At 69.5% G+C, this 23,829-nt stretch carries 23 protein-coding genes; 17 read left to right on the forward strand and 6 right to left on the reverse strand.

What is annotated here, in order from left to right; genetic code table 11:
* Positions 1-202: 202 nt before the first annotated feature.
* Complete coding sequence (gene glmM / locus TY25_RS34335) at positions 203-1,579, forward strand: phosphoglucosamine mutase (protein WP_042263424.1); 1,377 nt, start codon at positions 203-205, stop codon at positions 1,577-1,579.
* 11 nt (positions 1,580-1,590) lie between these two features.
* Here the strand turns inward: glmM and TY25_RS34340 are convergent, their stop codons facing one another.
* Positions 1,591-3,255, reverse strand: coding sequence for an ABC-F family ATP-binding cassette domain-containing protein (locus TY25_RS34340; protein ID WP_042263426.1), 1,665 nt, complete (start codon positions 3,253-3,255; stop codon positions 1,591-1,593).
* A gap of 240 nt (positions 3,256-3,495) precedes the next feature.
* Here TY25_RS34340 and TY25_RS34345 point away from each other — a divergent pair, with 240 nt between their 5' ends.
* From TY25_RS34345 to TY25_RS34365, 5 genes are all read left to right on the forward strand, one after another.
* Positions 3,496-3,687 carry a PspC domain-containing protein gene (locus TY25_RS34345; protein ID WP_014981806.1) on the forward strand — a complete coding sequence of 64 codons (192 nt, stop codon included), beginning with the start codon at positions 3,496-3,498 and terminating at the stop codon, positions 3,685-3,687.
* Between the two features lie 116 nt (positions 3,688-3,803).
* Positions 3,804-4,112, forward strand: coding sequence for a DUF6802 family protein (locus TY25_RS34350; protein WP_014981807.1), 309 nt, complete (start codon positions 3,804-3,806; stop codon positions 4,110-4,112).
* 180 nt (positions 4,113-4,292) lie between these two features.
* Positions 4,293-4,610: a type VII secretion target gene (locus TY25_RS34355; protein WP_042263429.1), complete on the forward strand. Its 318-nt coding sequence runs from the start codon at positions 4,293-4,295 to the stop codon at positions 4,608-4,610.
* A gap of 60 nt (positions 4,611-4,670) precedes the next feature.
* The gene (locus tag TY25_RS42990; protein ID WP_042263431.1) at positions 4,671-6,326 is read left to right on the forward strand and encodes a WXG100 family type VII secretion target; all 1,656 of its coding nucleotides are present in this window, start codon (positions 4,671-4,673) and stop codon (positions 6,324-6,326) included.
* A 31-nt stretch (positions 6,327-6,357) separates the two neighbouring features.
* Complete coding sequence (locus TY25_RS34365) at positions 6,358-6,666, forward strand: hypothetical protein (protein ID WP_042263433.1); 309 nt, start codon at positions 6,358-6,360, stop codon at positions 6,664-6,666.
* Between the two features lie 194 nt (positions 6,667-6,860).
* Here the strand turns inward: TY25_RS34365 and TY25_RS34370 are convergent, their stop codons facing one another.
* A complete protein-coding gene (locus TY25_RS34370; RefSeq protein ID WP_042263435.1) occupies positions 6,861-7,718 on the reverse strand; it encodes a dienelactone hydrolase family protein in 858 nt (285 codons plus the stop codon).
* Between the two features lie 36 nt (positions 7,719-7,754).
* Here TY25_RS34370 and glmS point away from each other — a divergent pair, with 36 nt between their 5' ends.
* Positions 7,755-9,638, forward strand: coding sequence for a glutamine--fructose-6-phosphate transaminase (isomerizing) (glmS, locus tag TY25_RS34375; RefSeq protein ID WP_042263436.1), 1,884 nt, complete (start codon positions 7,755-7,757; stop codon positions 9,636-9,638).
* 111 nt (positions 9,639-9,749) lie between these two features.
* On the opposite strand, the gene TY25_RS34380 is transcribed toward glmS, so the two are convergent.
* Positions 9,750-10,931, reverse strand: a complete 1,182-nt coding sequence (locus TY25_RS34380) for an MFS transporter (RefSeq protein ID WP_042263438.1) — start codon at positions 10,929-10,931, stop codon at positions 9,750-9,752.
* Positions 10,932-11,069: 138 nt separating this feature from the next.
* On the opposite strand from TY25_RS34380, the gene TY25_RS34385 reads away from it, so the two are divergent.
* Positions 11,070-11,561, forward strand: a complete 492-nt coding sequence (locus TY25_RS34385) for a MarR family winged helix-turn-helix transcriptional regulator (protein WP_029903680.1) — start codon at positions 11,070-11,072, stop codon at positions 11,559-11,561.
* 91 nt (positions 11,562-11,652) lie between these two features.
* Here TY25_RS34385 and TY25_RS34390 read toward each other — a convergent pair whose 3' ends face one another.
* Complete coding sequence (locus TY25_RS34390; RefSeq protein ID WP_226887061.1) at positions 11,653-12,084, reverse strand: cupredoxin domain-containing protein; 432 nt, start codon at positions 12,082-12,084, stop codon at positions 11,653-11,655.
* A 75-nt stretch (positions 12,085-12,159) separates the two neighbouring features.
* Between TY25_RS34390 and TY25_RS34395 the strand changes: the two genes are divergently transcribed.
* The 7 genes from TY25_RS34395 to tsaD all read left to right on the forward strand — a co-directional run bounded on the left by TY25_RS34395 (position 12,160) and on the right by tsaD (position 18,735).
* The gene (locus tag TY25_RS34395) at positions 12,160-13,608 is read left to right on the forward strand and encodes an NAD(P)H-hydrate dehydratase (RefSeq protein ID WP_042263442.1); all 1,449 of its coding nucleotides are present in this window, start codon (positions 12,160-12,162) and stop codon (positions 13,606-13,608) included.
* A gap of 172 nt (positions 13,609-13,780) precedes the next feature.
* Positions 13,781-14,944, forward strand: a complete 1,164-nt coding sequence (alr, locus tag TY25_RS34400) for an alanine racemase (RefSeq protein WP_042263443.1) — start codon at positions 13,781-13,783, stop codon at positions 14,942-14,944.
* A complete protein-coding gene (locus tag TY25_RS34405) occupies positions 14,941-16,020 on the forward strand; it encodes an alpha/beta hydrolase (protein WP_042263445.1) in 1,080 nt (359 codons plus the stop codon). The genes alr and TY25_RS34405 overlap by 4 nt, the downstream gene beginning before the upstream one ends.
* The gene (gene tsaE, locus TY25_RS34410) at positions 16,013-16,459 is read left to right on the forward strand and encodes a tRNA (adenosine(37)-N6)-threonylcarbamoyltransferase complex ATPase subunit type 1 TsaE (protein WP_042263447.1); all 447 of its coding nucleotides are present in this window, start codon (positions 16,013-16,015) and stop codon (positions 16,457-16,459) included. The genes TY25_RS34405 and tsaE overlap by 8 nt, the downstream gene beginning before the upstream one ends.
* Before the next feature lie 55 nt (positions 16,460-16,514).
* Positions 16,515-17,195 carry a tRNA (adenosine(37)-N6)-threonylcarbamoyltransferase complex dimerization subunit type 1 TsaB gene (tsaB, locus tag TY25_RS34415; RefSeq protein ID WP_042263450.1) on the forward strand — a complete coding sequence of 227 codons (681 nt, stop codon included), beginning with the start codon at positions 16,515-16,517 and terminating at the stop codon, positions 17,193-17,195.
* A 5-nt stretch (positions 17,196-17,200) separates the two neighbouring features.
* Complete coding sequence (gene rimI / locus TY25_RS34420) at positions 17,201-17,695, forward strand: ribosomal protein S18-alanine N-acetyltransferase (RefSeq protein WP_088607034.1); 495 nt, start codon at positions 17,201-17,203, stop codon at positions 17,693-17,695.
* Positions 17,692-18,735 carry a tRNA (adenosine(37)-N6)-threonylcarbamoyltransferase complex transferase subunit TsaD gene (gene tsaD, locus TY25_RS34425; RefSeq protein WP_042263452.1) on the forward strand — a complete coding sequence of 348 codons (1,044 nt, stop codon included), beginning with the start codon at positions 17,692-17,694 and terminating at the stop codon, positions 18,733-18,735. Before rimI ends, tsaD begins: the two co-directional genes overlap by 4 nt.
* A 328-nt stretch (positions 18,736-19,063) precedes the next feature.
* Here the strand turns inward: tsaD and TY25_RS34430 are convergent, their stop codons facing one another.
* Positions 19,064-20,620, reverse strand: a complete 1,557-nt coding sequence (locus TY25_RS34430) for a DUF7159 family protein (protein ID WP_042263556.1) — start codon at positions 20,618-20,620, stop codon at positions 19,064-19,066.
* A gap of 830 nt (positions 20,621-21,450) precedes the next feature.
* Here TY25_RS34430 and groES point away from each other — a divergent pair.
* Both groES and groL read left to right on the forward strand, forming a co-directional pair.
* On the forward strand, positions 21,451-21,750 hold the full coding sequence (gene groES, locus TY25_RS34435; RefSeq protein WP_014981824.1) for a co-chaperone GroES: 300 nt from the start codon (positions 21,451-21,453) through the stop codon (positions 21,748-21,750).
* 131 nt (positions 21,751-21,881) lie between these two features.
* Complete coding sequence (gene groL, locus TY25_RS34440; RefSeq protein ID WP_042263454.1) at positions 21,882-23,492, forward strand: chaperonin GroEL; 1,611 nt, start codon at positions 21,882-21,884, stop codon at positions 23,490-23,492.
* 84 nt (positions 23,493-23,576) lie between these two features.
* Here groL and TY25_RS34445 read toward each other — a convergent pair whose 3' ends face one another.
* Positions 23,577-23,828, reverse strand: a complete 252-nt coding sequence (locus tag TY25_RS34445; protein WP_029903660.1) for an RskA family anti-sigma factor — start codon at positions 23,826-23,828, stop codon at positions 23,577-23,579.
* Between the last annotated feature and the right edge of the window lies 1 nt (position 23,829).

The raw sequence follows: 23,829 nt of genomic DNA on the forward strand, positions 1-23,829 counted from the left end.
CCGCTGCCATCCGGCACCCTTGGAGGTGCCGGGGGCACAACGGTCGACGGGCAGCTGTACGAGAGCAGGCTTCCAGCAACGGCTGGTTGCCTGCTCTCGTGCTGTATCACCGTGTGGCGTCTGCGCCTTCGCCGGTCGCGTACGCCGCCGTCTCCGGACCGCCGGCGCGCGCCGCCGCGGATCCACGATGAGGGGCTGAGGTATGGGACGTTTGTTCGGCACCGACGGAATCCGTGGGCTGGCCAACGAGTCGTTGAGTCCGGAACTGGCCATGCGAGTTTCGGGTGCGGCCGCACAGATCTTGAGTCGAGGCAAGCAGCGCCCGCTGGCGGTGCTCGGGCGCGATTCCCGGGCCAGCGGGGAGATGCTGGAGGCCGCGGTGACCGCAGGCCTGACCGCGACCGGTGTGAACGTGCTCCAGGTCGGCGTGCTGCCAACCCCCGCCGTCGCGTATCTGACCGGTTTGTACGACGCGTGCTTCGGCGTGATGATCTCCGCCTCGCACAACCCCATGCCGGACAACGGCATCAAGATTTTCGCCGCGGGCGGGCACAAGCTCGACGACGCGATCGAGGACCGGATCGAGGCCCTGATCACCGAGGACCTGGTGGTGCGCCCGACCGGGGCGAGCATCGGCCGGGTGGTCAACGCGGTCGGCGCGAGCGATCACGGGCCCGCGGTGCCCGATCAGTACAGCCTGGCCGGCACGCACGAGCGCTATGTCGAGCACCTGGTGGCGGCGACGGCGCAGGATCTGTCCGGGCTGACCGTCGTGCTCGACTGCGCGCACGGTGCCGCGTCCGAGGTCGGGCCCGCCGCGTTCCGCGCGGCCGGGGCGACGGTGATCTCGATCAACGCCGAACCCGACGGTCTCAATATCAATGACGGTTGCGGTTCAACGCATTTGGACTCGATCCAGCAGGCGGTGCGCGAACACGGGGCCGACCTCGGCTTGGCGCTCGACGGTGACGCGGACCGCTGCCTCGCGGTCGACGCCGCGGGCCGGATCGTCGACGGGGACGCCATCCTCGCGGTACTCGCGCTGGCCATGCACGAGGCAGGCGAGCTGGCGCAGCAGACCCTGGTCGGTACCGTGATGAGCAACCTGGGCCTGCACATCGCGATGCGCGCGGCCGGAATCGCGTTGCGTACCACCGCGGTCGGCGACCGGTATGTGCTGGAGGAACTGCGGCGCGGCGGCTACACCCTCGGCGGCGAACAGTCCGGGCACGTGATCTTCCCGCAGTTCGGCACCACCGGCGACGGCATTCTCACCGGCCTGAAACTGATGGCCAGGATGGCCACCACGCGGCGCAGCCTCGCCGAGCTGGCCGCCGTATTGCAGACCGTGCCACAGGTTTTGGTGAACGTGCCGGTCAGCGACAAGTCGCTGGTCGCGACGGCGCCGGAAGTGCGGGAGGCGGTGCAGGAGGCCGAGCGCATCCTCGGCGACTCCGGCCGAGTCCTGCTGCGCCCCAGCGGAACCGAGGAACTGGTCCGCGTCATGGTGGAAGCCACCGACCCGGCCCAGGCCAGGCAACTCGCCGACGATCTCGCCAAGCGGGTCGCCTCGGTCTGACCCGTACTCGCTCAGGTGGTTTCGGTGAGTTTGCCGGAATCCATGTGCCAGCGGCGGGTCGCCTGGATGGTGTCGAGCATTCGGCGATCGTGCGTGACCAGCAGCAGTGTGCCGGTGAAGGATTCGACCGCCTGCTCCAACTGTTCGATGGCGGGCAGGTCCAGATGGTTGGTCGGCTCGTCCAGTACGAGCAGGTTCACCCCGCGGGCCTGCAGCAGAGCAAGTGCGGCGCGGGTGCGTTCACCGGGTGAGAGAGTTTCGCAGGGGCGCAACGCGTGTGCGCCGCGCAGGCCGAACTTGGCCAGCAGCGTGCGGACTTCGGCGTCGGGCCAATCCGGCATCTGCGCGCCGAATGTGTCGGCCAGCGTCACGGTGCCGCGGAACAACCCGCGAGCCTGATCCACCTCGCCGATCTCGACACCGGCACCGAGCGTCGCGCTGCCCGTGTCCGGCTCGATCTTGCCGAGCAACAACGCGAGCAGCGTGGATTTGCCGGAGCCGTTCGCGCCGGTCAACACGATCCGGTCGGCCCAATCGACCTGCGTGGTGACGGGGCCGAGGGTGAAATCACCGCGCGTGAGCGTCGCGTCGGACAGCGTCGCCACCACCGAGCCGCTGCGCGGCGCGGCCGCGATGGTCATTCGCAGCTCCCACTCCTTGCGCGGCTCCTCGACCGCGTCGAGCCGTTCGATCCGGCGTTGCGTCTGCCTGGCCTTCGCCGCCTGCTTCTCGGTGGATTCGGCGCGCATCTTGCGGCCCACCTTGTCCGAATCGACCTTCTTGGGATCGCGTGCCTTGCGGCGGGCGTTGCGCACACCGTGCTCGAGCCAGTTGCGCTGCATCTGTGCCCGCGCTTCCAAGCCCGCTTTGGTGTCCGCGTACTCGTCGTACGCCTCGCGCGCGTGCCTGCGGGCGATCTCGCGTTCGGCCAGATAGGCCTCGTAGCCGCCGTCGTAGGAGCCGACCTGCTGTTGCGCCAGATCCAGCTCGACCACCCGATTCACGGTGCGCGCCAAGAACTCCCGGTCATGACTGATCACCACCAGCGGCACCCGCACGCCCGCGACGAACTGCTCGAGCCGGGCCAGGCCGTCCAGGTCCAGATCGTTGGTCGGCTCGTCCAGCAACAGAATGTCGAAGCGCGACAACAACACCGACGCCAGTCCCGCCCGCGCGGCCTGGCCGCCGGACAAGCCCGTCATCGGGGTCTCCAGGCCGTTCGCCAAGCTGACGGTCAGACCGAGATCGGCCGCCACCTCGTCGGCACGCTGGTCCAGATCCGCGCCGCCGAGCGCGAGCCAGCGTTCCAGGGCGTCCGAATACGTCGTCGCTGCTTCGTCGCCGCCGTCGGCGAGTCGTTCGGCGGCCTCGTCCATGGCGAGCTGCGCGGCGGTGACTCCGGTTCGGCGACCGAGGAATTGGCGCACCGTCTCACCGGACACCCGCTCGGGTTCCTGCGCGAGATAGCCGATGGTCGCATCGGGCGGGCTCACTGTGATGCTGCCGGTGGGCGTGCGCCGGTCCGCCAGCATGCGCAGCAGCGTCGACTTGCCCGCGCCGTTCACGCCGACCAGGCCGATCACGTCGCCCGGGGCCAGGGTGAGATCCAGATCCTCGAACAGGACACGTTCGCCGTGCCCGGCCGAGAGGCCGCGGGCATGCAGAGTTGAGCTCACGACTCCGCCTCGCCGGCGCTCGGCTGCGTCGTGCGGTATTCGTGGTTCGCTCGCTGGCCCTCGTTCACGTGAGCATTCTGCCGTGCGGGGGCCGGGCGGCCCGCATCGGTGCTCTCGGGGTTGCACCCTGAGCCGGGCGGTGCGGAAATCAGGGTCGGGATCGGTCGCCGGAGCGATGTGCTGGCGGGCCGGCATCGGCAGAGTGGAGGTCGAAGAGAACACCGCCAGAGAGGGAAGACCATGACCGCACCTACCCGCCGTTTCACCCGCTCGACCCACGACAAGTGGATCGCGGGCGTCTGTGGCGGCATCGCCGAATACCTGGGCTGGAACGCCAACGTCGTGCGCCTGCTCTTTGTGATCTCGTGCCTGCTGCCGGGCCCGCAGTTCATCATCTACCTGGTGTTGTGGCTGCTGATGCCGAAGAAGTGAGGCCGGTGGGGGCTGCGTCGGACTCCCGCGGATGTCAGTATGGAGCGATGACGTTGTTCGCGGACCATCGCGGAAACCAACGCAGCGCACACCACGAGTCCTGCTGAGGAGTAGCAATGATCACCTCGGGCGAATTGCCGGGTCTGGAACTGCCCGGCATCGACGCGTCCTCATCGCTGGACGGCCTCGGTGCGGTCGAACTGCATCACCCCACCCAGGACATCGACGGCGACGGCACCCTCGACACCATCACCACCACCGGTGAGGAGGCGATGCAGGTCTGGACCGACTACGACCACGACGGCCTCGCCGATCACGTCACCGTGGTGGAAAAAGACGGCGACTACGCGGCCTGGGAGTTCCATCGGCATCCCGACGGCACGTCCGAGTGGGTGCGCACGGATCACGGGAAGATCGGGTCGTAGTTCCCGGTCGGATCAGGTTGTCCCGGCCCGGCTCGCCCATTAGATTCCCGCGTAGGACGTCCGGCCGGAATCGATGGAACCGAACGTCGGAGTGCCGCGTCGAAGAAGGTATGGACACCACTCGGCGTCGGCACGGTATCGAAGCGCGAGTTCGGACGACGCAGGGACGAAGGGGGCACGATGGGTGGCAGCGTCACGGTGGATCCGGCTGTGCTGCAACAGATCGGGGCCAATCTGAAGTCCTCGGCGGCGGTCATCGGCAACAAGGTGATCGACGCGCGGCGGCAGGATTTCGGCGCGGCGCAGGCGGGCCGGTCCTACGCCGCCGAGGGGATCAAGGTGCACGACGGTTTGGCGCGCTTCGCGACCTGGTTGCAGAACTGGCAGGGGGCCGTCGACAAGACGGGTACACAGATCACCACCAGCGCCACCACCTACGCGACCGTGGACGACGCGAACGTACGCAAGATCACGGCAGTCGGTGTCCAGCTCACCTGACGGTTCGAACGGTAGGCCAGGCGGCCGAGCAGCAGTGGCTCCGACGGGGACGAGTGACTAATGGTTGATTACCAGGCCGGCGACAGCGCGACGGTCCAGCAGATGCTGGATAACGGCGCCGAAGGTTTGATGTACTTCGAGAGCTATCTGCCGCGCTACAACACCGTCCACGACAAGTTCGGGTACGGGCGCGCGGATCTGCCCGATTATTCGGCGCTCTGCGCGCTGTTCGACGCTGAGCGAGAGATGGATCTGGATGCGCTCGGCCAGATCGCCGCCACGGTCAGCAAGGTGAACGGTGAGGTCGGCACCGAACTGCACAAGCAGCAGGTTCAGCTCGCGGCGTTGCCCTCGGTGTGGCAGGGCGTGGCAGGCGATGCCGCGCACACCATGCTGGCGGAACAGGTCCGCCGGGCCGAGACCGATCGCGGCACCGCCATTGCCGTCGCGTCGACGCTGTCCGCGGCGGTTCCGGGCCTGCGCAGCGTCGTACGGAGCAAAGCGGAGACCGTCGCGCGGTACTGGGACAAAGACAAGCCCGATATCGACAACACCGGTCGCAAGGCAATCGATCAGTTCATCTACAACGCCGAGAACTACGCCGACTACGAGCTCGGCAGAGACGCCAAGAAGTGGTTGCAGGAGACGTTCGTTCCGCACGTCGACGGCACCGTCGACAACTTCCTGGCGCTGTGCAAGAAGACGGATTCGGATGTGCGCCGCATCTACGGACAGCTCGCCGATGCGCTCGCGCGGTTGGACACCAGTCAGTATCCGGCGCCGGCCGATGCGCCCGCGCCTACGGAGCAGCCGAAAGGTACTGGCACGCCTGGAACACCGGGTACGCCGGGTACGCCGGGTACGCCTGGCACTCCTGGAACGCCAGGCACGCCGGGTACGCCCGGCACGACGCCTGCTTCCACTGTCCCTGCCGAGACCACGCCCGCTACGACCGTGCCGGCCACGACGAAGATTCCCTCGCTGGACGGTCTCGCCTCGCTCAGCCAGGTGACGAGTTCGTTGTCGCCGTTGGCATCTTCGCTCACCAGCGCGGTCACCTCCGGCCTCAGTTCGCTGACCAGCAGCCTCGCGACCGGTGTGGACGACGCGATCAAGAACCTGCAATCGAGTCTGCAACCCACGCCGGTGGACCGGGACAACGACGGCAAGCCCGACCAGCCCGCAGCCGAATTCGACGTCGCCGGTAAGCATTTGAAGTTCGAGATGGGCGCGGACGGGCTGAAGCTCACCATGTCCGACGCCGACGGCAAGCCGCAGGAGTTCAGCCTGAAGCTGGATGAGCATGGGGTGCCGGTACTTTCGGTAAACGAGCCGAAAGCCGAAGGGGAGCCTGTGCCGTCCGACGAACCCGCATCCGACCAACCGAAGGGCGAGCAGCCTACGGGGGAGCAGCCGAAGGGTGAACGGCCCGTGGGCGAGCAGCCGACGCCGGCCGCGGAGGCGCCGCAGTCCAAGGATCCGGCCGCGGCTCCTCGGTCCGAGGAGCCCGCACCTTCCCGCCCGGATCAGGAAGCGCCTGCGCCGAAAGCACCTGCGGCGGAGGAGAACACCGGCCAGCCAGGCTTGCCTTCCGGTGTGCCGTCCGCACGCCGCGAAGAAGACGGTGAGCACAAGCCGAAACCGATGCCGGGTAGCCAAAACCCAGACGCGCCGTTCGACAGCGGGGCCGAACTGGCGGAGGCAGGGCCACTGTGACCCGGCTCGCCAGTGACAGGTCGGTGGCGCGGTGAACCACGCCTACGAGATCGAATGCATCGTCGAGGAGAATCGGCGCGCGGTGCTCCGCCTACAGGACGAATACGACGAGATGAAACAACGCCTCAGCGACCGAGGCGGCCCGGAATTGCTCGCCGCGATCCAAGAAGCCGAAGCCCAAGCCGAGGAAGAACGGACCCGCCAGGAAACCGAGGCGCGCGAACAACGGGAAGCAGTAGCCCGCTCCATCGCCGCCCGGCGCGCCAACCGCGACGTCGCCCCCGTAGACGCGGAAGACGAGGAAGCAGCCTTCTACCAACGAAAAACCTGGCTGATCTGAGCCCCCAAACCCCGCCGCGCCCGGGCGTGTCGAGCCGGTTGCCGTGCGGGTTGGGGCCGGGTTGGCCGCGGCGCGGTCGGTGTTCACAGAGGTTCGCACTGGAGCGCCGGTGTGTCGTGCGGCGTGTTGGTGTGTGAGGTGTCGAGAAGGTCTGTGAACGTGCACGGTCCAGCCGTGGGGTGTTGCCCTGCGGGTCAGCGGCGGAGGAGTGCAGCCAGTTGGCCGACTTTGAGTTTGGGGGCTGGGGTTTCCTCTTTGGCGTTGGGATCTATGACGGTGGTGTGGGGGATGTCGGCGGCGGGGTCGGCGAAGATGCGGTAGGTCTTGTCGCCGGACAGTTTGGCGAGCAGGTAGCCGGCGAGGAGGGCGCGGGTGGTGCGGGCGGTCTTCGATTCGTGCTTGCCCGCGCCGACGGCGGCCAGGACTCGGCGACCTTCGACGATGCCGGTGTGGGAGGCGCCGTCGATGGCGCGCAACACCATGGGCCCGCCCCAGGTGGCGGCCAGGGGGAGCGCGTTGGAGCTGACCGAGGCGATATCGGTGGCTCCGGCGAGGATGAGAGCGGGCGTGTCGATGTCGGCCCCGAGCTTCTCGGCGGCCGGGGCGGTCGGCGCGGGGAACAGCGCGGCGACGGCGGCGACCTGCCGCTGGTTCGCCGCGATGACGGCGGCGCCCGCACCCATGCCGTGGCCGACCAGGGCGAGGCGTTCGGGATGCACGCTGATCGAGCCGTCCCCGAGCCGCACCCCGGTGCAGATGTTCAGGGTGGTCAGCAGGTCGGTGGCCAGGCCGAGGTGCGACGGGATCGGCCCGCGCTCGGTGTCCGGGGCGGCGGCCACGATGCCCCAGGAGGCCAGGTGCTCGAGCAGGGTGCGGTAGTGCGCGACGCCGGTCAACCAGCCGTGGCCGAACGCTACCGCGGGCAGGTTGAGTCCGGATTCCGGCGTGAACACCACCCCGGGCTGCCCGGCGATGGCCAGGTTGCCGCGCAGCACCCGATGGGGGCCGCGGCTGGTCAAGGTGCTCAGAAGCGATTTCACAGACGCCGACACGACGAGAACGTTATCCGATAAGTACTCTGGTGAGCCATGTGCGGAATCGTGGGGTACGTCGGATACCGGGACGCGCTCGGCGTTGTCGTTGACGCGTTGCGCCGCATGGAATATCGCGGCTACGACTCCGCGGGCGTGGCGATCGTCGACGGCACCGGCGCGTTGGCGGTGGAACGCAAGGCGGGCAAGCTGGCCAACCTGGAGGCCGAACTGGCCGAGGTCGGGGTGGCGCGGTTCGCGGGAACCACCGGTATGGGGCACACCCGCTGGGCGACCCACGGTGCGCCGACCGACCGCAACGCGCACCCGCATCGCGACCACAGCGGCAAGGTCGCCGTGGTGCACAACGGCATCATCGAGAACTTCGCCCCGCTGCGCCGCGAACTGGAGGACGCCGGGGTCGAACTGCGCAGCGACACCGACACCGAGGTCGCGGTGCACCTGGTCGCGCAGGCTTATGCCGCGGGCCCGACGGCGGGCGATTTCGCGGCGAGCGCGCTCGCGGTGCTGCGCCGGTTGGAGGGCGCGTTCACGTTGGTCTTCACGCACGCGGACCATCCGGAGATGATCGTCGCGGCGCGCCGCTCGACCCCGCTGGTGGTCGGTGTCGGCAAGGGCGAGATGTTCATCGCCTCCGATGTCACAGCGTTCATCGAGCACACCCGCGAAGCGGTCGAGCTCGGGCAGGACCAGGCGGTGGTGATCACCGCGGACACCTACACGGTCACCGATTTCGCGGGGGTCGACGCGGTCGCGCGGACCCGCCCGTTCACGATCGACTGGGATCTGGCCGCGGCCGAAAAGGGTGGCCACGACTACTTCATGCTCAAGGAGATCGAGGAGCAGCCCGCGGGCGTCGCGGACACGCTGATCGGGCATTTCAGCCAGGATCAGGACGGTGCGGGCCGGATCGTGCTGGACGAGCAGCGCCTGGCCGATCAGGAACTGCGCGACTTCGACAAGGTGTTCGTCGTCGCCTGCGGCAGTTCGTACCACGCGGGCCTGCTCGCCAAGTACGCGATCGAGCACTGGACCAGGCTGCCCGTCGAGGTGGAGCTGGCCAGCGAATTCCGTTACCGCGACCCGGTGTTGGATCGTTCCACGCTGGTGGTGGCGATCTCGCAGTCGGGCGAGACCGCCGACACGCTCGAGGCGGTGCGGCACGCCAAGGAGCAGAAGGCCAGGGTGCTGGCGATCTGCAACACCAACGGCGCGCAGATCCCGCGCGAGTCGGATGCCGTGCTGTACACCAGGACCGGCCCGGAGATCGGCGTCGCGTCGACGAAGGCGTTCCTGGCGCAGGTCACCGCGAACTACCTGGTCGGCTTGGCGCTGGCGCAGGCACGGGGCACCAAGTATCCGGACGAGGTGGCCCGTGAGTTCGCCGAACTGGAGGCGATGCCGAAGCTGGTCGAGCGGGTGCTGGCGACCGGGCCGCAGGTGCGGGCCATCGCGCGGGAGCTCGCTCATGTCCAGACGGTGCTCTTCCTGGGCCGCCACGTCGGTTACCCGGTGGCGCTGGAGGGCGCGCTGAAGCTCAAGGAACTGGCGTACATGCACGCCGAGGGCTTCGCGGCCGGTGAGCTCAAGCACGGGCCGATCGCGCTGATCGAGGACGGTCTGCCGGTGATCGTGGTGATGCCGTCGCCGAAGGGTCGCGCGGTGCTGCATTCCAAGCTGCTCAGCAATATCCGGGAGATCCAGGCGCGCGGCGCGCGCACCATCGTGATCGCCGAGGAGGGCGACGACACGGTGCGGCCGTTCGCCGATGACCTGATCGAGATCCCGTCCGCGCCGACGCTGTTCCAGCCGTTGCTGTCGACGGTCCCTTTGCAGATCTTCGCGGCCGAGGTGGCCCAGGCCCGCGGTTACGACGTGGACAAGCCGCGCAACCTGGCCAAGTCCGTCACGGTCGAGTAGTCCAACGGCGTCGCACCAATACGTGTGTGGCTGGGCAGCAACAACTTTCGCCAGGTATGACGCGAATCCGGCGGCGACTACCAGGTCGCCGCCGGATCGATCGAGTGCGGCTCAGCTCGCCGGCACCAGCGCGGGGGTCGGTTCGGCAGCGGCCCGGCGTTCGATGGCACCGGACCACACGGCCAGGCCGAGCGCGGTGACCACCAGCGCGACCCCGACCCAGTTCGGTGCGGTGTAGCCGAAGCCCGCGGCGATGACCAGTCCGCCGAGCCACGCGGCGACGGCGTTGCCGAGGTTGAACGCGCCGATGTTGACCGCCGACGCCAAAGTCGGTGCGCCCGAAGCCTGGTCGAGGACGCGCTTCTGCAACGGCGGCACGGTCGCGAACCCGAGCGCGCCGACCAGCACGATCGTGACCGCGGCCGTGACCTTGTTGTGCGCGGTGAGGGTGAACAGCGCGAGCACCACGGCGAGTCCGCCGAGCGTGAGGTAGAGCATCGGCATCAGGTGCCGGTCGGCGAATTTGCCGCCGATCAGGTTGCCCGCGGAGAAGCCGAGGCCGAACAGGACGAGCAGCCAGGTGACCGAGCTGTCCGCGAAACCGGTGACCTCGGTCATCATCGGGGCGAGGTAGGTGATCGCCGCGAAGACGCCGCCGAACCCGAGCACCGTCATGGCCATCGCGAGCAGCACCTGCGGATTGCGGAACACGGCGAGCTCGGTGCGCAGCCGGGCGTCCTGCGGCGCGGGCTGTTCCGGCACCAGCAGCGCGACGCCGAGCAGCCCGATCAGTCCGACCAGCGCGACGATCAGGAAGGTGAGCCGCCAGCCGAACTGCTGGCCGAGCAGGGTGCCGACGGGCACGCCGACCATGGTTGCCACGGTGAGGCCGGTGAACATGATCGCGATGGCGCCCGCGCGCTTGTCGGGGCGGACCACGCTGCCCGCGACCACCGCGCCGATGCCGAAGAACGCGCCGTGTGCCAGCGAGGCGACGATCCGGCCGGTCAGCATGAGCCCGAAAGTCGGTGCGACGGCGGATAATACGTTGCCCGCGACCAGGAGCAGCAGCATGCCGAGGAGCATGCGTTTGCGCGAGACGCGGGTGCCGAGCCCGGTCATCAGCGGCGCGCCGGCCACCACGCCGAGCGCGTATCCGGTGACCAGCAGGCCCGCGGTGGGGATGGACACCGCGTAGGTGTCCGCGATGTCGGGTAGCAACCCGACGACCACGAATTCGGTGGTGCCGATTCCGAAGGCCCCGAGGGTGAGGGCGAGGAGTGCGAGCGGCATGGGCGAGAGCCTCCACATGAGATTGCGCTTGAGCCTTACGGGCGTCAACAATAATTGCAAGCGCGTGATAATTGCAAGCGCGGGCTATTGCGAACTTCATCTATCCTGGAAGGACACTCCCGACGCGGAAGGACGATCATGACCGCGGATGCCGCCCTGACCGGCTTGGCCGATGGCTGGTACGCACTGTCGCTGCTGCACGATCGGATCGAGGCGCATATCGAACGCGCCCTGCAATCCGGCCACGACCTGAGCGTCCGCGAGTACTCGCTATTGGTGGTGTTGAGCAGGCAGCACGACGGTCCCGGCGGTCACCTACGGATGAACCAGGTCGCGGAGGCGGTCGTGCTGAGTCAGAGCGCGACGACCCGGCTGGTCACCCGGCTGGAGGACCGCGGCCTGCTCCAGCGCTACCTGTGCCCCGACGATCGTCGCGGCATCTACACCGACGTCACCCCGCCCGGCCTCGCGCTGCTGGACCGGGCGCGCCCGACCCACGACGACGCGCTCGCCAGTGCGCTCGGCCAAGCGGCGGCGGACCCGGAGCTGGCCCCGCTGGTGGCCGCGGTCGAAGCGCTCAACACGACGTCGGCGCGGAGTCCGCGCACCCGCGCCTACCGGCCGGTCTGACGCGCGTATGTTCCGCTCGCCGCCGACGAGACTCGGCGTCGAGCGGAACTGCGCCTATTGCGCTGGGGTGGCGCGCTATTCGGGGCGTGTCCTACTGCACGGTGACGGTGCCGCGCATTTCCGGGTGCAGCGAGCAGAGATAGCGGTAGGTCCCCGGCGCGGTGAAGGTGTAGCTCCAGTCGCCCTTGTCGATGATCGGGCTGTTGAGGCCCATCGCCTTGTCACCGATGCCCTGCACGGTGTGCGGGGCCTTGTCGGTGAAATGCCAGGTGACGGTGTCGCCGACCTTGACGGTCACTTCGCCGGGAGCGAACTTCATGTCGCGCACATCGATGGTGACGGCGGCGGGTTTCGTATCGCCCGCGGGCTGGGTGGTGGTGGTCACCGGATGCGCGGGTCGCTTGGTGGTCGTCGCGGCGGGGCTCGAATCGGCACCGCCGCAGCCCGCCACCAGCACCGCGGTCAGCACCGCCACTCCGGTGGCGACCTGCGTGGACCGTGCGCGACGCGTGACCATTGGCATGATGGCCAAGCGTAGTCTGCTGACGTTGCGGGTCCGCGCGGCAGCCGTACCGAACAACCCAGTGGAGGATCGCTCATGTCCACGCAGCGGGGCTATTTCACCGCAGACGAAGTGCGCGCGGCGGAGGCCGAGCTGTTCACGCGCGTCCCGGACGGCGTGCCCATGCAGCGCGCGGCTTACGGGCTGGCCAATGTCGTCGCGGAGGAGTTGCGGGCGCGCACCGGCGGGGTCGCCGGTCGCGCGGTGACCTTGCTCGTCGGCTCCGGCGACAACGGCGGTGACGCGCTGTGGGCCGGATCGATGCTGCGCCGCCGCGGTGTCGAAGTGGCGGCGGTGCTGCTGAACCCGGCGCGGGCGCACGCGAAAGGCCTTGCGGCACTGCGTAAGGCCGGTGGGCGGGTGCGCGCGGACATCGGCAGCCCCGACCTGGTGGTCGACGGCATCGTCGGGATCTCCGGCCGCGGGTCGTTGCGGCCCGATGCTGCGGAACTGGTTGCGGGCCTGCGGGTTCCGATCGTCGCCGCGGACCTGCCGAGCGGCGTCGACCCGGATACCGGCGCGGTCACCGGCCCCGCCGTCCGCGCCGACGTCACGGTGGCGTTCGGCGCGTACAAGCCCGTGCATGTCCTCGCCGCGCCGTACTGCGGGCGAACGGAGCTGGTGCCCATCGGTTTACGACTACCCGGGCCGAATCTGGCCGCGCTGGAACCAGGGTCGATCGGTGCGGACTGGCCGATACCGGCGGCGACCGACGACAAGTACACCCAGGGCGTGACCGGCATCTGCGCGGGCAGCGCGAGCTATCCGGGCGCGGCGGTGCTGTGCACGGGCGCGGCGGTCGCGGCGACCTCGGGCATGGTCCGCTATGCCGGCACCGGTGCCGCCGACGTGCTCGCGAGGTTCCCCGAAGTCATTGCCACCCAGCACGTCTCGGAAGTGGGCCGAGTGCAGTCGTGGGTGTTCGGCCCGGGCGCGGGCACCGACGCCGAGGCCCGCAACCGCCTCGTCGAGATCCTCGCCACCGAACTGCCGGTCGTCGTCGACGCCGACGGTCTGACCATGCTCGCCGCCGAGCCCGAACTGGTGCGGGCCCGCACCGCACCGACGGTATTGACCCCGCACGCAGGCGAATTCGCGCGCCTCACCGGGCACGAAGCCGGGCCGGACCGGGTCGGTGCGGTCCGTTCGCTCGCCGACGACTGGCAGGTCACCGTCCTGTTGAAGGGGCGCGCCACCCTCGTGGCCACCCCGGGCGCGCCGGTCCTGGTCAACGAGGCGGCTGCGTCCTGGGCCGCCACCGCGGGGGCCGGTGATGTCCTTTCCGGCATTCTCGGTGCGCTGCTCGCCGCGGGCCGCGATCCCGCCTGGTCGGCGGCGGCCGCCGCCCGGGTGCACGCGCTGGCGGCCAACCTCGCTGCCCAGGAGGGGCACTCGGTGGGCGCGCCGATCTCCGCGACACCCCTACTCGAGCATCTCCGTCCGGCGATCGGCACCTTGCGCGCCTTCGCCGACCAGGTCGACTGACCCGCACGCACCGCCGTGATAGAGCGCGCTGCGCGCTGTGCCCCGGACCACCTCCGTGCCCACCGACTCCACCAGGACTTTCCCGGTCGATAGACTCGGGGCCGAATACCGGTGACAACTTTCGGGAGCGCATGGGTAACTCGCCGGGCACGGTCTGACGGCACGGCCGCGGTTGCCGCGCCACCCAGGGTGGCACCTGAACTCCCGGAGAGGCGGAACAGTGCAAGTGGAGACGGTTGTCGATCTCGACGCCATCGCACACAACGTGCGGATCCTGCGCGAACTCGCGGGCGACGCCGCCGTGATGGCGGTCGTCAAGGCCGACGGTTACAACCACGGCGCGGTCGAGGTCGGCAAGGCGGCGCTGGCCGCGGGAGCCGCCGAGCTCGGCGTCACCACGATCGCCGAGGCCGTCCAGTTGCGCGACGCGGGTATCACCGCGCCTATTCTGAGCTGGCTCAACAACTCCGCCGCCGACTACGCCGCGGCGATTCGCGCGGATATCGAGATCGGGGTGTCCTCGCTCGATCATCTGCGCGCGGTGGCCGCCGCGACCGAGCAGACCGGCCGGACGGCGACGGTCTCGCTCAAGGTCGACACCGGCCTCAACCGCAACGGGCTGTCGCCGGTCGAATATCCGCAGGCCCTCGCGGAATTGCGGACGCTGGTCGACGCGCAGGCAATGCGGTTCCGGGCGCTGTTCTCCCACCTCGCGAACGCCGACGAGCCCGCGCATCCGGTCAACGACATGCAGCGCGACCGCTTCCTGGAGGCGGTCGCCGTCGCCAAGGAACACGGCCTGGAACCGGAACTGGTGCACCTGGCGAACTCGCCCGCCACGCTGACCCGCCCCGACCTCGCGTTCGACATGGTCCGCCCGGGCATCGCGATGTACGGGCACAGCCCCGTGGCCGAGGACTTCGGGCTACGCCCGGCCATGACCTTCCAGGCCCGGGTCGCGCTGGTCAAGCAGGTCGCGGCGGGCGAGGGCGTCTCGTATGGGCACACCTGGTACGCCCCGCGCGACACCACGGTGGCGCTGATCCCGGTGGGCTACGCCGACGGCGTATTCCGGCCACTCAGCGGACGTTTCGAGGTGTGGCTGGGCGGGGCGCGCAGGCCGAACGTCGGCCGGGTCTGCATGGACCAGTTCGTGGTCGACCTCGGCGACAACGCGGCGAATGTCCGGGAGGGCGATATGGCCGTCCTGTTCGGCGGCGGTCCCGGCGAACCGCGCGCACAGGAGTGGGCGGATCTGCTCGGCACCATTCACTACGAGGTGGTGTGTTCGCCGCGCGGCCGGTCGGTTCGCCGCTATGTAGGCGGTGGCCGGTGAGCAGACGGCGGGTCACCGCGGTCCGCGGCGGTCTGGCCACCGCGGGCGTGGTCGCCGCGCTGGCCGGGGCGCACGCCCTGCGCCGCGCCGGCGCCCGGGTGCTCTGGCCCGCCCGCCGTGACGAATATCGCGACGAGAACTTCGCGCTCATCGACGAGGACCGCGCGGGCAGCGTGCACACCGAGGACGGTGTGCGCTTGGCCACCCGCGAATGCGGTCCCGCGGACGCGCCGGTCACGGTGATCTTCGTGCACGGCTTCTGCAACACCATGGAGTCGTTCCACTTTCAACGCCGCGACCTCGAAAAGCGCTGGGGCGCACGGGCTCGGCTGGTGCTGTTCGATCTGCGCGGGCACGGCCGCTCCGGCACCTCGGCGACCGAGCGCTGCACCGTCTCCCAGCTCGGCCGCGACCTCGCCGCCGTGATCACGGCCACCGCGCCGACCGGTCCGGTGGTGCTGGTGGGTCATTCGCTGGGCGGGATGTCGGTGCTGGCCGCCGCAGCACAGTTCCCGGAGTTGTTCGCGCAGCGGGTGATCGGGATCGCACTGCTGTCCACGGCGGCGGCCGAGGTCACCGCGGCCGGGATCACCCAGCTGCTGCGCAATCCCGCCATCGACGGCTTCCGGATGGCCGTGGCCGCCGCGCCCGCGCTGGTGCAGGCGGGCCGGACCACGGCGCGGCACGTGATCACGCCGATCCTGCACGTCAGCTCGTTCCACGGACCGGTGAGCCCGACGCTGTCCCGGTTCACCACGATGATGATCGACGACACCCCGGTCGAGACCATCATGAAATTCCTGAAAGCCATCGAGTTGCACGACGAGTCGGCCGCACTGCCCACGCTGGCACAGGTGCCGGTGCTGATCATCGGCGGCTCGCACGATCTGGTGATCCCGTTCCGCAACTCACGCGCGCTGGCGCGAGAGTTGAAGGCCAGTGAGCTGATTCACCTGCGGGAGGCCGCGCACATGGCGCATCTGCAATTCCCGGACATCGTCAACGACGCGCTCGATCGATTGCTGGTGCGCGCCGGCGTGCTCGAACCGCACCCGTCGGAGGTGACCAGTGGCTGATCGTCAGCAACGCACGCTGCCCACGGTGGCCGACACCGAGGCACTCGGCCGGGAACTGGCCGCGGGGCTCGGCGCCGGTGACCTGGTCGTGCTGGACGGGCCGCTCGGCGCGGGCAAGACGGCACTGACCCGCGGCATCGCGGCGGGGCTCGGGGTGCAGGGCCGGGTGAGTTCGCCCACCTTCATCATCGCCCGGCAGCATCGGGCAGGTGCGCAGGTAGGGGCGGTGCCGCTGGTGCACGTGGACGCCTACCGGCTCGGCGGCGACCTCGACGAGCTGGACGCGCTGGACCTCGACACCGAACTGCACCAGGCAGTGGTCGTGGTGGAGTGGGGCCGCGGCGTCGTGGAGCACCTGACCGACCGGCATCTGTGGGTGCAGCTCTCGCGCGAACCGGATTCGGACGTGCGCACCGCCGAATGGGAATGGGTGGATTAACTACCTGGTAGCTCCGCACCGGCGGCAGCTACCACCCGGTATCGTTGGGTCAATCATGCTGGTATTAAGTGTCGACACCGCGACACCCGCCGTGACCGCGGGATTGGTGGAACTGGAGCAGGCAGCACCGATCCAGACGCGCACGGTCGCCTCCCGTGTGCGGGTCGATCCGCGTGCGCATGCCGAGGTGCTCACCCCGCAGATTCTCGAATGTCTCACGGAGGCAGGCCGTTCCAGGACCGATCTCGCGGCGGTCGTGGTCGGCATCGGCCCCGGCCCGTTCACCGGACTGCGGGTCGGCATGGCGACCGCCGCCGCCTTCGGTGACGCGCTCGGGCTGCCGGTCTACGGGGTGTGCAGTCTCGACGCCATCGCCGCCGACGCCGCGGCGGACCTCACCCCCGAGAGCGAACTGCTCGTCGTCACCGACGCGCGCCGCCGCGAGGTCTACTGGGCGCGCTACCGCGACGGCGTGCGCGTCGCGGGACCGGAGGTGGCCAAGCCCGGCGAGGTCGATCTCGCACAGGCCACCGTGATCGCCGGATCCGCCTCGCACGTCGACTTCTTCGACCTACCGGTACTGCCGGTGGAGACGCCGTCACCGGCCGGCCTGGCCACGGTCGCCGCCGCCGCGGTGCTCGCGCGCGCGGTGCCCGAGCCGCTGGTGCCGCTGTATCTGCGCAGGCCCGACGCCGTCGAGAAGAGCTACCGCACCCTCGACCGGACGGGAGCGTGAGACCGGTGGACATCCGGATCGAACCGATGGCCGTCACCGACATCGACCGCTGCGTCGAACTGGAACAGCTGCTGTTCCCGGAGGACGACCCGTGGCACGCGGTCGCCTTCCAGTCGGAACTGGCTGCGGCACACAATCGCTACATCACCGCGCGCGACGCCGACGGGCGAATGGTCGGCTACGCCGGCATCGCGCTGCTCGGTGACGACCGCCACCCTGAAGCCGAGGTGCACACCATCGGCGTCGACCCGAGCTACCTGCGCGCCGGTATCGGGACCCGGCTGCTCGAAGCCCTGCTCGATGAAGCGGGCAAGCGCGGCGGACCGGTGTTCCTCGAGGTGCGCACCGACAACGATCCCGCGATCGCGTTGTACGCCAAGCACGGATTCCACATCATCGGCCTGCGCAAGAACTACTACCACCCCAGCGGCGCCGACGCCTACACCATGCGCAGGCCCGCGCTGAGCGCCCTGCCCCTGCCGGACGAGGTGCTCTCGTGATCATCATGGGCATCGAAAGCTCCTGCGACGAAACCGGAGTCGGCATCGTGCGCAGGCACGCCGACGGCAGCTGCGAGCTGCTCGCCGACGAGGTCGCCTCCAGCGTCGATCAGCACGCCCGCTTCGGCGGCGTGGTGCCCGAGATCGCGTCCCGGGCGCACCTGGAAGCGATCGTCCCCGCCATGCGCCGGGCGCTCGCCGTGGCCGGTATCGCCAAGCCCGACGCGCTGGCCGTGACCATCGGCCCCGGACTCGCGGGCGCGTTGCTGGTCGGCGTCGCGGCGGCGAAAGCCTATGCGGCGGCGTGGGATGTGCCGTTCTACGCGCTGAACCATCTCGGCGGACACGTCGCCGTGGACACGCTGGAGCACGGACCGATGCCGCCGTGCGTCGCGCTGCTCGTGTCCGGCGGGCACACCCACCTGCTGCACGTCACCGATCTGGCCGAGCCCATCGTCGAGCTGGGCAGCACCGTCGACGATGCCGCTGGCGAGGCGTTCGACAAGGTCGCGCGGCTGCTCGGGCTCGGCTTTCCCGGCGGTCCGGCACTGGACGCCGCTGCCGCACAGGGGGATCCCGGCGCGATCGCGTTTCCGCGCGGCATGACCGGCCCGCGAGACGCCCGATACGACTTCTCCTTCTCCGGCCTGAAAACCGCCGTCGCCCGCTACGTCGAGGCGGCACAGCGCAGCGGCCTGACCGCCGCCGACCTGCCCATCCCGAATATCGCCGCGTCGTTCCAGGAAGCGGTCGCCGACGTGCTCACCATGAAAGCCGTCCGTGCCGCACAAGACGTCGGCGTCGACACGCTGGTGCTCGGCGGCGGCGCCACCGCCAATTCCCGGATCCGCTCGATGGCCGAAGAACGTTGCGCCGCCGCCGGATTGACCCTGCGCGTGCCCAAACCCCGCCTGTGCACCGACAACGGCGTGATGATCGCCGCCCTCGGTGCCCACGTGATCGCCGGCGGCGCACCCCCCTCCGCCCTCACCGTAGCCACCGACCCCGGCCTCCCGGTCTCGGTAAGCCGCGTCAGCTGACCCCCGCACCCCTTCTGCGTTCCCGCACCCGCTGTGGCGTGCCACAGCGGGTGCGAAGCCCCAGAAGTGGTGCGTGAGGTCAGAAGTGGTGCGGCTTGTCGGACCCACGCGCGGGACCATCGCCGCAGGCCGGGGTGGCGGATGCCGACTTGGGGCTGCGTCTCAGCCAAGTCGCACGGGTTCTGTGTTCCCGCACCGGTTGTGGCCTGCCGTAACGGGTGCGAAGCCGCAGAAGTGGTGCGTGAGCTCAGAGTGGCGCGGGCTGTGGGGCGGATGCCGACCTGGTTGGTGCGAAACCTTCGGGGCGCGCACCCCGAGCGAACCCGGTTCAGTCCGAGTGGCTCGGCTGCTCGGTTCCGCCGATGTGGGCGGAGCCGGAGTTCGAGCGGGGGATGATCGGGAGTTGGGATTGGGCGGGGGCCTGGCGTTGGCCGGTGGGCGGGACCTGGGTCGGGGTGGGGGCGGCTCCGGGCTTGGGCTTGTCCGGCCCAGAGGAACCGCCCGGGGGCGTGGTCGGGTTGCCGAACAGCGGGCCGAGCAGTTCGGGGAACGGGATGACCGGGAGGTTCGGGTCCGGCCGCAGGGTGGGCGGGCTGGGCTGCGGGGCCGAGGACGGGGCCGGCGTGCTCGACGGCTGCCCGCGGTCCTGGGTGATCGAGGGCAGGTTGCCGTCGCTCGGCCGGTTGGTGCTCTCCTGGGTGCGCCCACTGGTGGCGGTGCCCGCACCTGTCGGCGGGACGACGCTCCCCGGCGCGGGCGGCAGCTGGGACGCGCTGCTGGTGGTGCCCGCGGGGGAGACCTCGTCGTCGGAGGTGGGCGCGAACGTCTTCACGCCGTAGCCGATGATCAGCCCGACCACGACGATGGCACCGGCGAGCGTGCCGACCACCTTGGTGAACGTGCCGACCGGCGCGTCACTGCTGAGCGCGGCCAGCGGGATCACCGACGGCTGGACCGAATCGGCAACCAGCGCGGCGCCTTTCGCGATCACGGCATCGGGATCTTCCACCGTGAACACCGGCACGTCGAGCTGGTGGGCGAGGGTGTCCACGACGGCGGGGATATTGGCGCCGCCGCCGATCACGGCCACCGCTTCGGGGAACTTGGGCGCCCGGGCGAACACCGCGGCCGCGAAGACGGCGGTCTCGCGGAGCAGGTCGGCGATGAGCTCCTCGAAGTCGGCCCTGGTCAGCTTGAGCGGCTGCCCGGCGACATGGTCGATGGTGACGGCGGGCGCGATGGACAGATGCTCCTTGGCCGCGCGGCCGCGGTTGGTCAGCATGCCGCGGTTGGGCCGGGTGCCGCGCCGCGCGTAGTGCAGGTCGACCAAATGGTGGTAGATCAGGTCATCGATGGCGTTGCCGCTGATCGCGCCGGTGCGTTCGGACCGCAGCACGGTGCCGTCGGCCTGGTCGGCCACGGTGACGGTGAGCCCGCTCGCGCCGAGGTCGATGATGGCGACCGTCTCGTAGCGGTCGAGCAGCCCGGTGTGCCGGAGGTAGGTGAGTGCCGCGGTGCCCTCGGGCACCAGGCGCAGTTCGCGCTGCTTGCCGGTGGCCGAGCGGATGGCCTGCGCCTGCTCCTTGGTCCGGTAGGCGACGGCGACGCTGGTGGGCGGCCTGCTGGTCGGCGATTCGAGGTTGCGCGGGCGCGCGCCGGCGAACCGGGCGCCGACGGGATAGTCCACGTCGTGGGCCAGCTGGGTGGTCGGCAGCTGGGTGGTCATCAACTCGATCGAGGAGGCGACCAGGTCGCCGAGATCGGAATGCGCCGCGTCGGCGGAGACGACCCGATAATCGAAGCTCTGCGCCCCGTTCGAGGCGGTGGCGACCAGTGCCGAGCACACGACCTCGGACCCGGCGGAGATGCCGAGGGATGTTCGCATGTTCATTCACCTCCCTTCGAGCGGATGGTCATGTGCGGCTGGGGTATTCGCTCTCGTAAGCAACTCGTTGTCGCCGACCATCTCGCTGGACTGCCGAATCGTCGTGGTCGACGCACGGTTCGGACTCCGAAATCCGGTCGGTCCCGTTGTCCGGTGGGTCGCGGGGACCGGCGGTGGATCACGTGTGGCTAGCTCTCTGGTGCAGCTCTCGATGAGACGTAGTTCTGGTGACGCTGGGTGTTCCCCGGTGCCGGGTGGTTCGCGGGCTCCGGGGCGTCGGTGCCGTGGAACTGCTCGGTGCCGCTGAACTGTTCGGTGCCGCTGAGGTATTCGGTGAAGCCGAGTGCCGTGACGACGTGCCTGCTGTTGACGACCCCTGGTCTCCGACGGCACTGGTTCGGGACGAACACAGTGGTCGGACAGCGACCGTCGTCAATAGTGTCACAATCCGTTATCCGAACGTTACAGTTTTCCGGATCTATTTGGAACCCCCGCGAGCGTGCGTTGGGCGTGTCGCGACCGCCTGGGCTGCATGGCGATCCGAAATTGGCACCGCCCGGCCTTGAGCGCTGGCACTCTCATGTATAGAGTGCTAGTCGGCACTGTGTGACGTGCCCGGCCGGACTTCCGTCCGCTCGGTGCTCTGTACTTGTGCCAGGCAGTTTCGACTACTGAGCAGGGGTCCCGGCACCCGCGACGACGGGGCTGTGCGCAGGGTCGGCTACCGCTTGCGACTGTTTGCAGGTCGCTCGAAAGAACCTGTGACCGATACAGATACCGATGGTCCGGAACAACAGTTCCGGTAATCCCCTGAAAGTGGAGGGCTCAACGTGGCGAGCGTGAACATCAAGCCGCTCGAGGACAAGATCCTCGTCCAGGCCAACGAGGCCGAGACGACGACGGCCTCCGGCCTGGTCATCCCCGACACGGCGAAGGAAAAGCCGCAGGAGGGCACCGTCATCGCCGTCGGCGAAGGCCGCGTCACCGACAAGGGTGACCGCATCCCGGTCGACGTCAAGGAAGGTGACACCGTCATCTACAGCAAGTACGGCGGCACCGAGATCAAGTACCAGGGCGAGGAGTACCTCATCCTGTCGGCGCGCGACGTGCTGGCCGTCGTCACCAAGTGACCGCGCTCCGCGCGGTGGTGACGGTCCGCTGCCACCCGACCGCCCGGATCTAGTCGTGCCACTGCCCCGGTTCCGCTGAGCGGGGCCGGGGCAGTGGCATCTCAAGCCCTGGAATCCAAGGAATAGGACTTATGGCAAAGCAGATCGAGTTCGACGAGAACGCTCGCCGGGCTCTGGAACGCGGCGTCGACAAGCTCGCCGACGCCGTCAAGGTCACCCTCGGCCCGCGTGGCCGCCACGTCGTGCTCGCGAAGGCCTTCGGCGGCCCGACCGTGACCAACGACGGTGTCACCATCGCGCGCGAGATCGACCTCGAGGACCCGTTCGAGAACCTCGGCGCGCAGCTGGTCAAGAGCGTCGCCACCAAGACCAACGATGTGGCGGGCGACGGCACCACCACCGCCACCGTGCTGGCCCAGGCGCTGGTCCGGGCCGGCCTGAAGAACGTTGCCGCGGGCGCGAATCCGATTTCGCTCGGCGCGGGCATCGCCAAGGCCGCCGACGCGGTCGCCGAGGCGCTGCTGGCCGCGGCCACCCCGGTGTCCGGCGAGAAGGCGATCGCGCAGGTCGCCACGGTCTCCTCGCGGGACGAGGAGATCGGCGAGATGGTCGGCAAGGCGCTGACCGTCGTCGGCAAGGACGGCGTCGTCACCGTCGAGGAGTCCTCGACGCTGCAGACCGAACTCGTCGTCACCGAGGGCGTGCAGTTCGACAAGGGCTACCTGTCGCCGTACTTCGTCACCGACGTCGACGCCCAGCAGGCCGTGCTGGAGGACGCCTACATCCTGCTGCACCGGGAGAAGGTCAGCTCGCTGCCCGACTTCCTGCCGCTGCTGGAGAAGATCGCCGAGTCCGGCAAGCCGGTGCTGATCATCGCCGAGGACGTCGAGGGCGAGGCGCTGTCCACCCTGGTGGTCAACTCGATCCGCAAGACGATCAAGGCCGTCGCGGTGAAGGCGCCGTTCTTCGGCGACCGGCGCAAGGCGTTCCTGGACGACCTGGCCGTCGTTACCGCGGGCACCGTGATCAACCCGGACTTGGGCATCACGCTGCGCGAGGCCGGCCTCGACGTGCTGGGCAAGGCGCGCCGCGTCGTCGTCAGCAAGGACGACACCACCATCATCGATGGTGCGGGTACCGCCGAGGACATTTCGGCGCGCAGCGCGCAGCTGCGGCGCGAGATCGAGGCCACCGACTCCGACTGGGATCGCGAGAAGCTCGAGGAGCGGCTGGCCAAGCTGTCCGGCGGCGTCGCGGTGATCAAGGTCGGCGCGGCCACCGAGACGGCGCTCAAGGAGCGCAAGTACCGGGTCGAGGACGCGGTGAGCGCGGCCAAGGCGGCGGTCGAGGAGGGCATCGTGCCCGGCGGCGGCTCCGCGCTGGTGCAGGCGGCGGCCAAGCTCGGCGACCTGCGCGACTCGCTGTCCGGCGACGAGGCGGTCGGTGTCGAGGTGGTGCGGACCGCGCTGTCGGCCCCGCTGTTCTGGATCGCCACCAACGCGGGCGTGGACGGTGCCGTGGTGGTCAGCAAGGTCGCCGAGGGCAAGGACGGCTTCAACGCCGCCACCCTCACCTACGGCGACCTGGTCACCGACGGTGTCGTCGACCCGGTGAAGGTGACCCGCTCGGCCGTCGTGAACGCGGCGTCGGTGGCGCGCATGATCCTGACCACCGAGAGCGCGGTCGTGGACAAGCCCGCCGAAGAGGCGCCGGAGCACAGCCACCACGGGCACAGCCACTGAGCTGACCCTGGCGCAGAACCGGAGAAGGCCCTCGGACATCGTCCGGGGGCCTTCGTTTTATGTGTGCGAGTGGCTGTTATGTGTTCAAGAGGCTACGGGCGGCTGTTCGGCCGCGATGGCGGCGAGCAACCGACTCCGCAACGCTGCGGGCGGTTGGCTGGCCGTAGCAGTGGCGAGCGTCGCGAGGGCCTCGCGCGTCCGCCGGATCTCGGTGATGAACTCCGCACGTAGCGCGGGGTCCTCGGTGTCGAGCAGTTCCTGCACCTCATGGTGGTCTTCGTCGTCGATCGATCCGAGCGCGACGGTGTGCGCGAGATCGACCTGGCGTTCGTTCATC

Origin of the sequence: Nocardia brasiliensis NBRC 14402, assembly GCF_000308475.2 — a bacterium.
Taxonomy (GTDB): domain Bacteria; phylum Actinomycetota; class Actinomycetes; order Mycobacteriales; family Mycobacteriaceae; genus Nocardia; species Nocardia brasiliensis.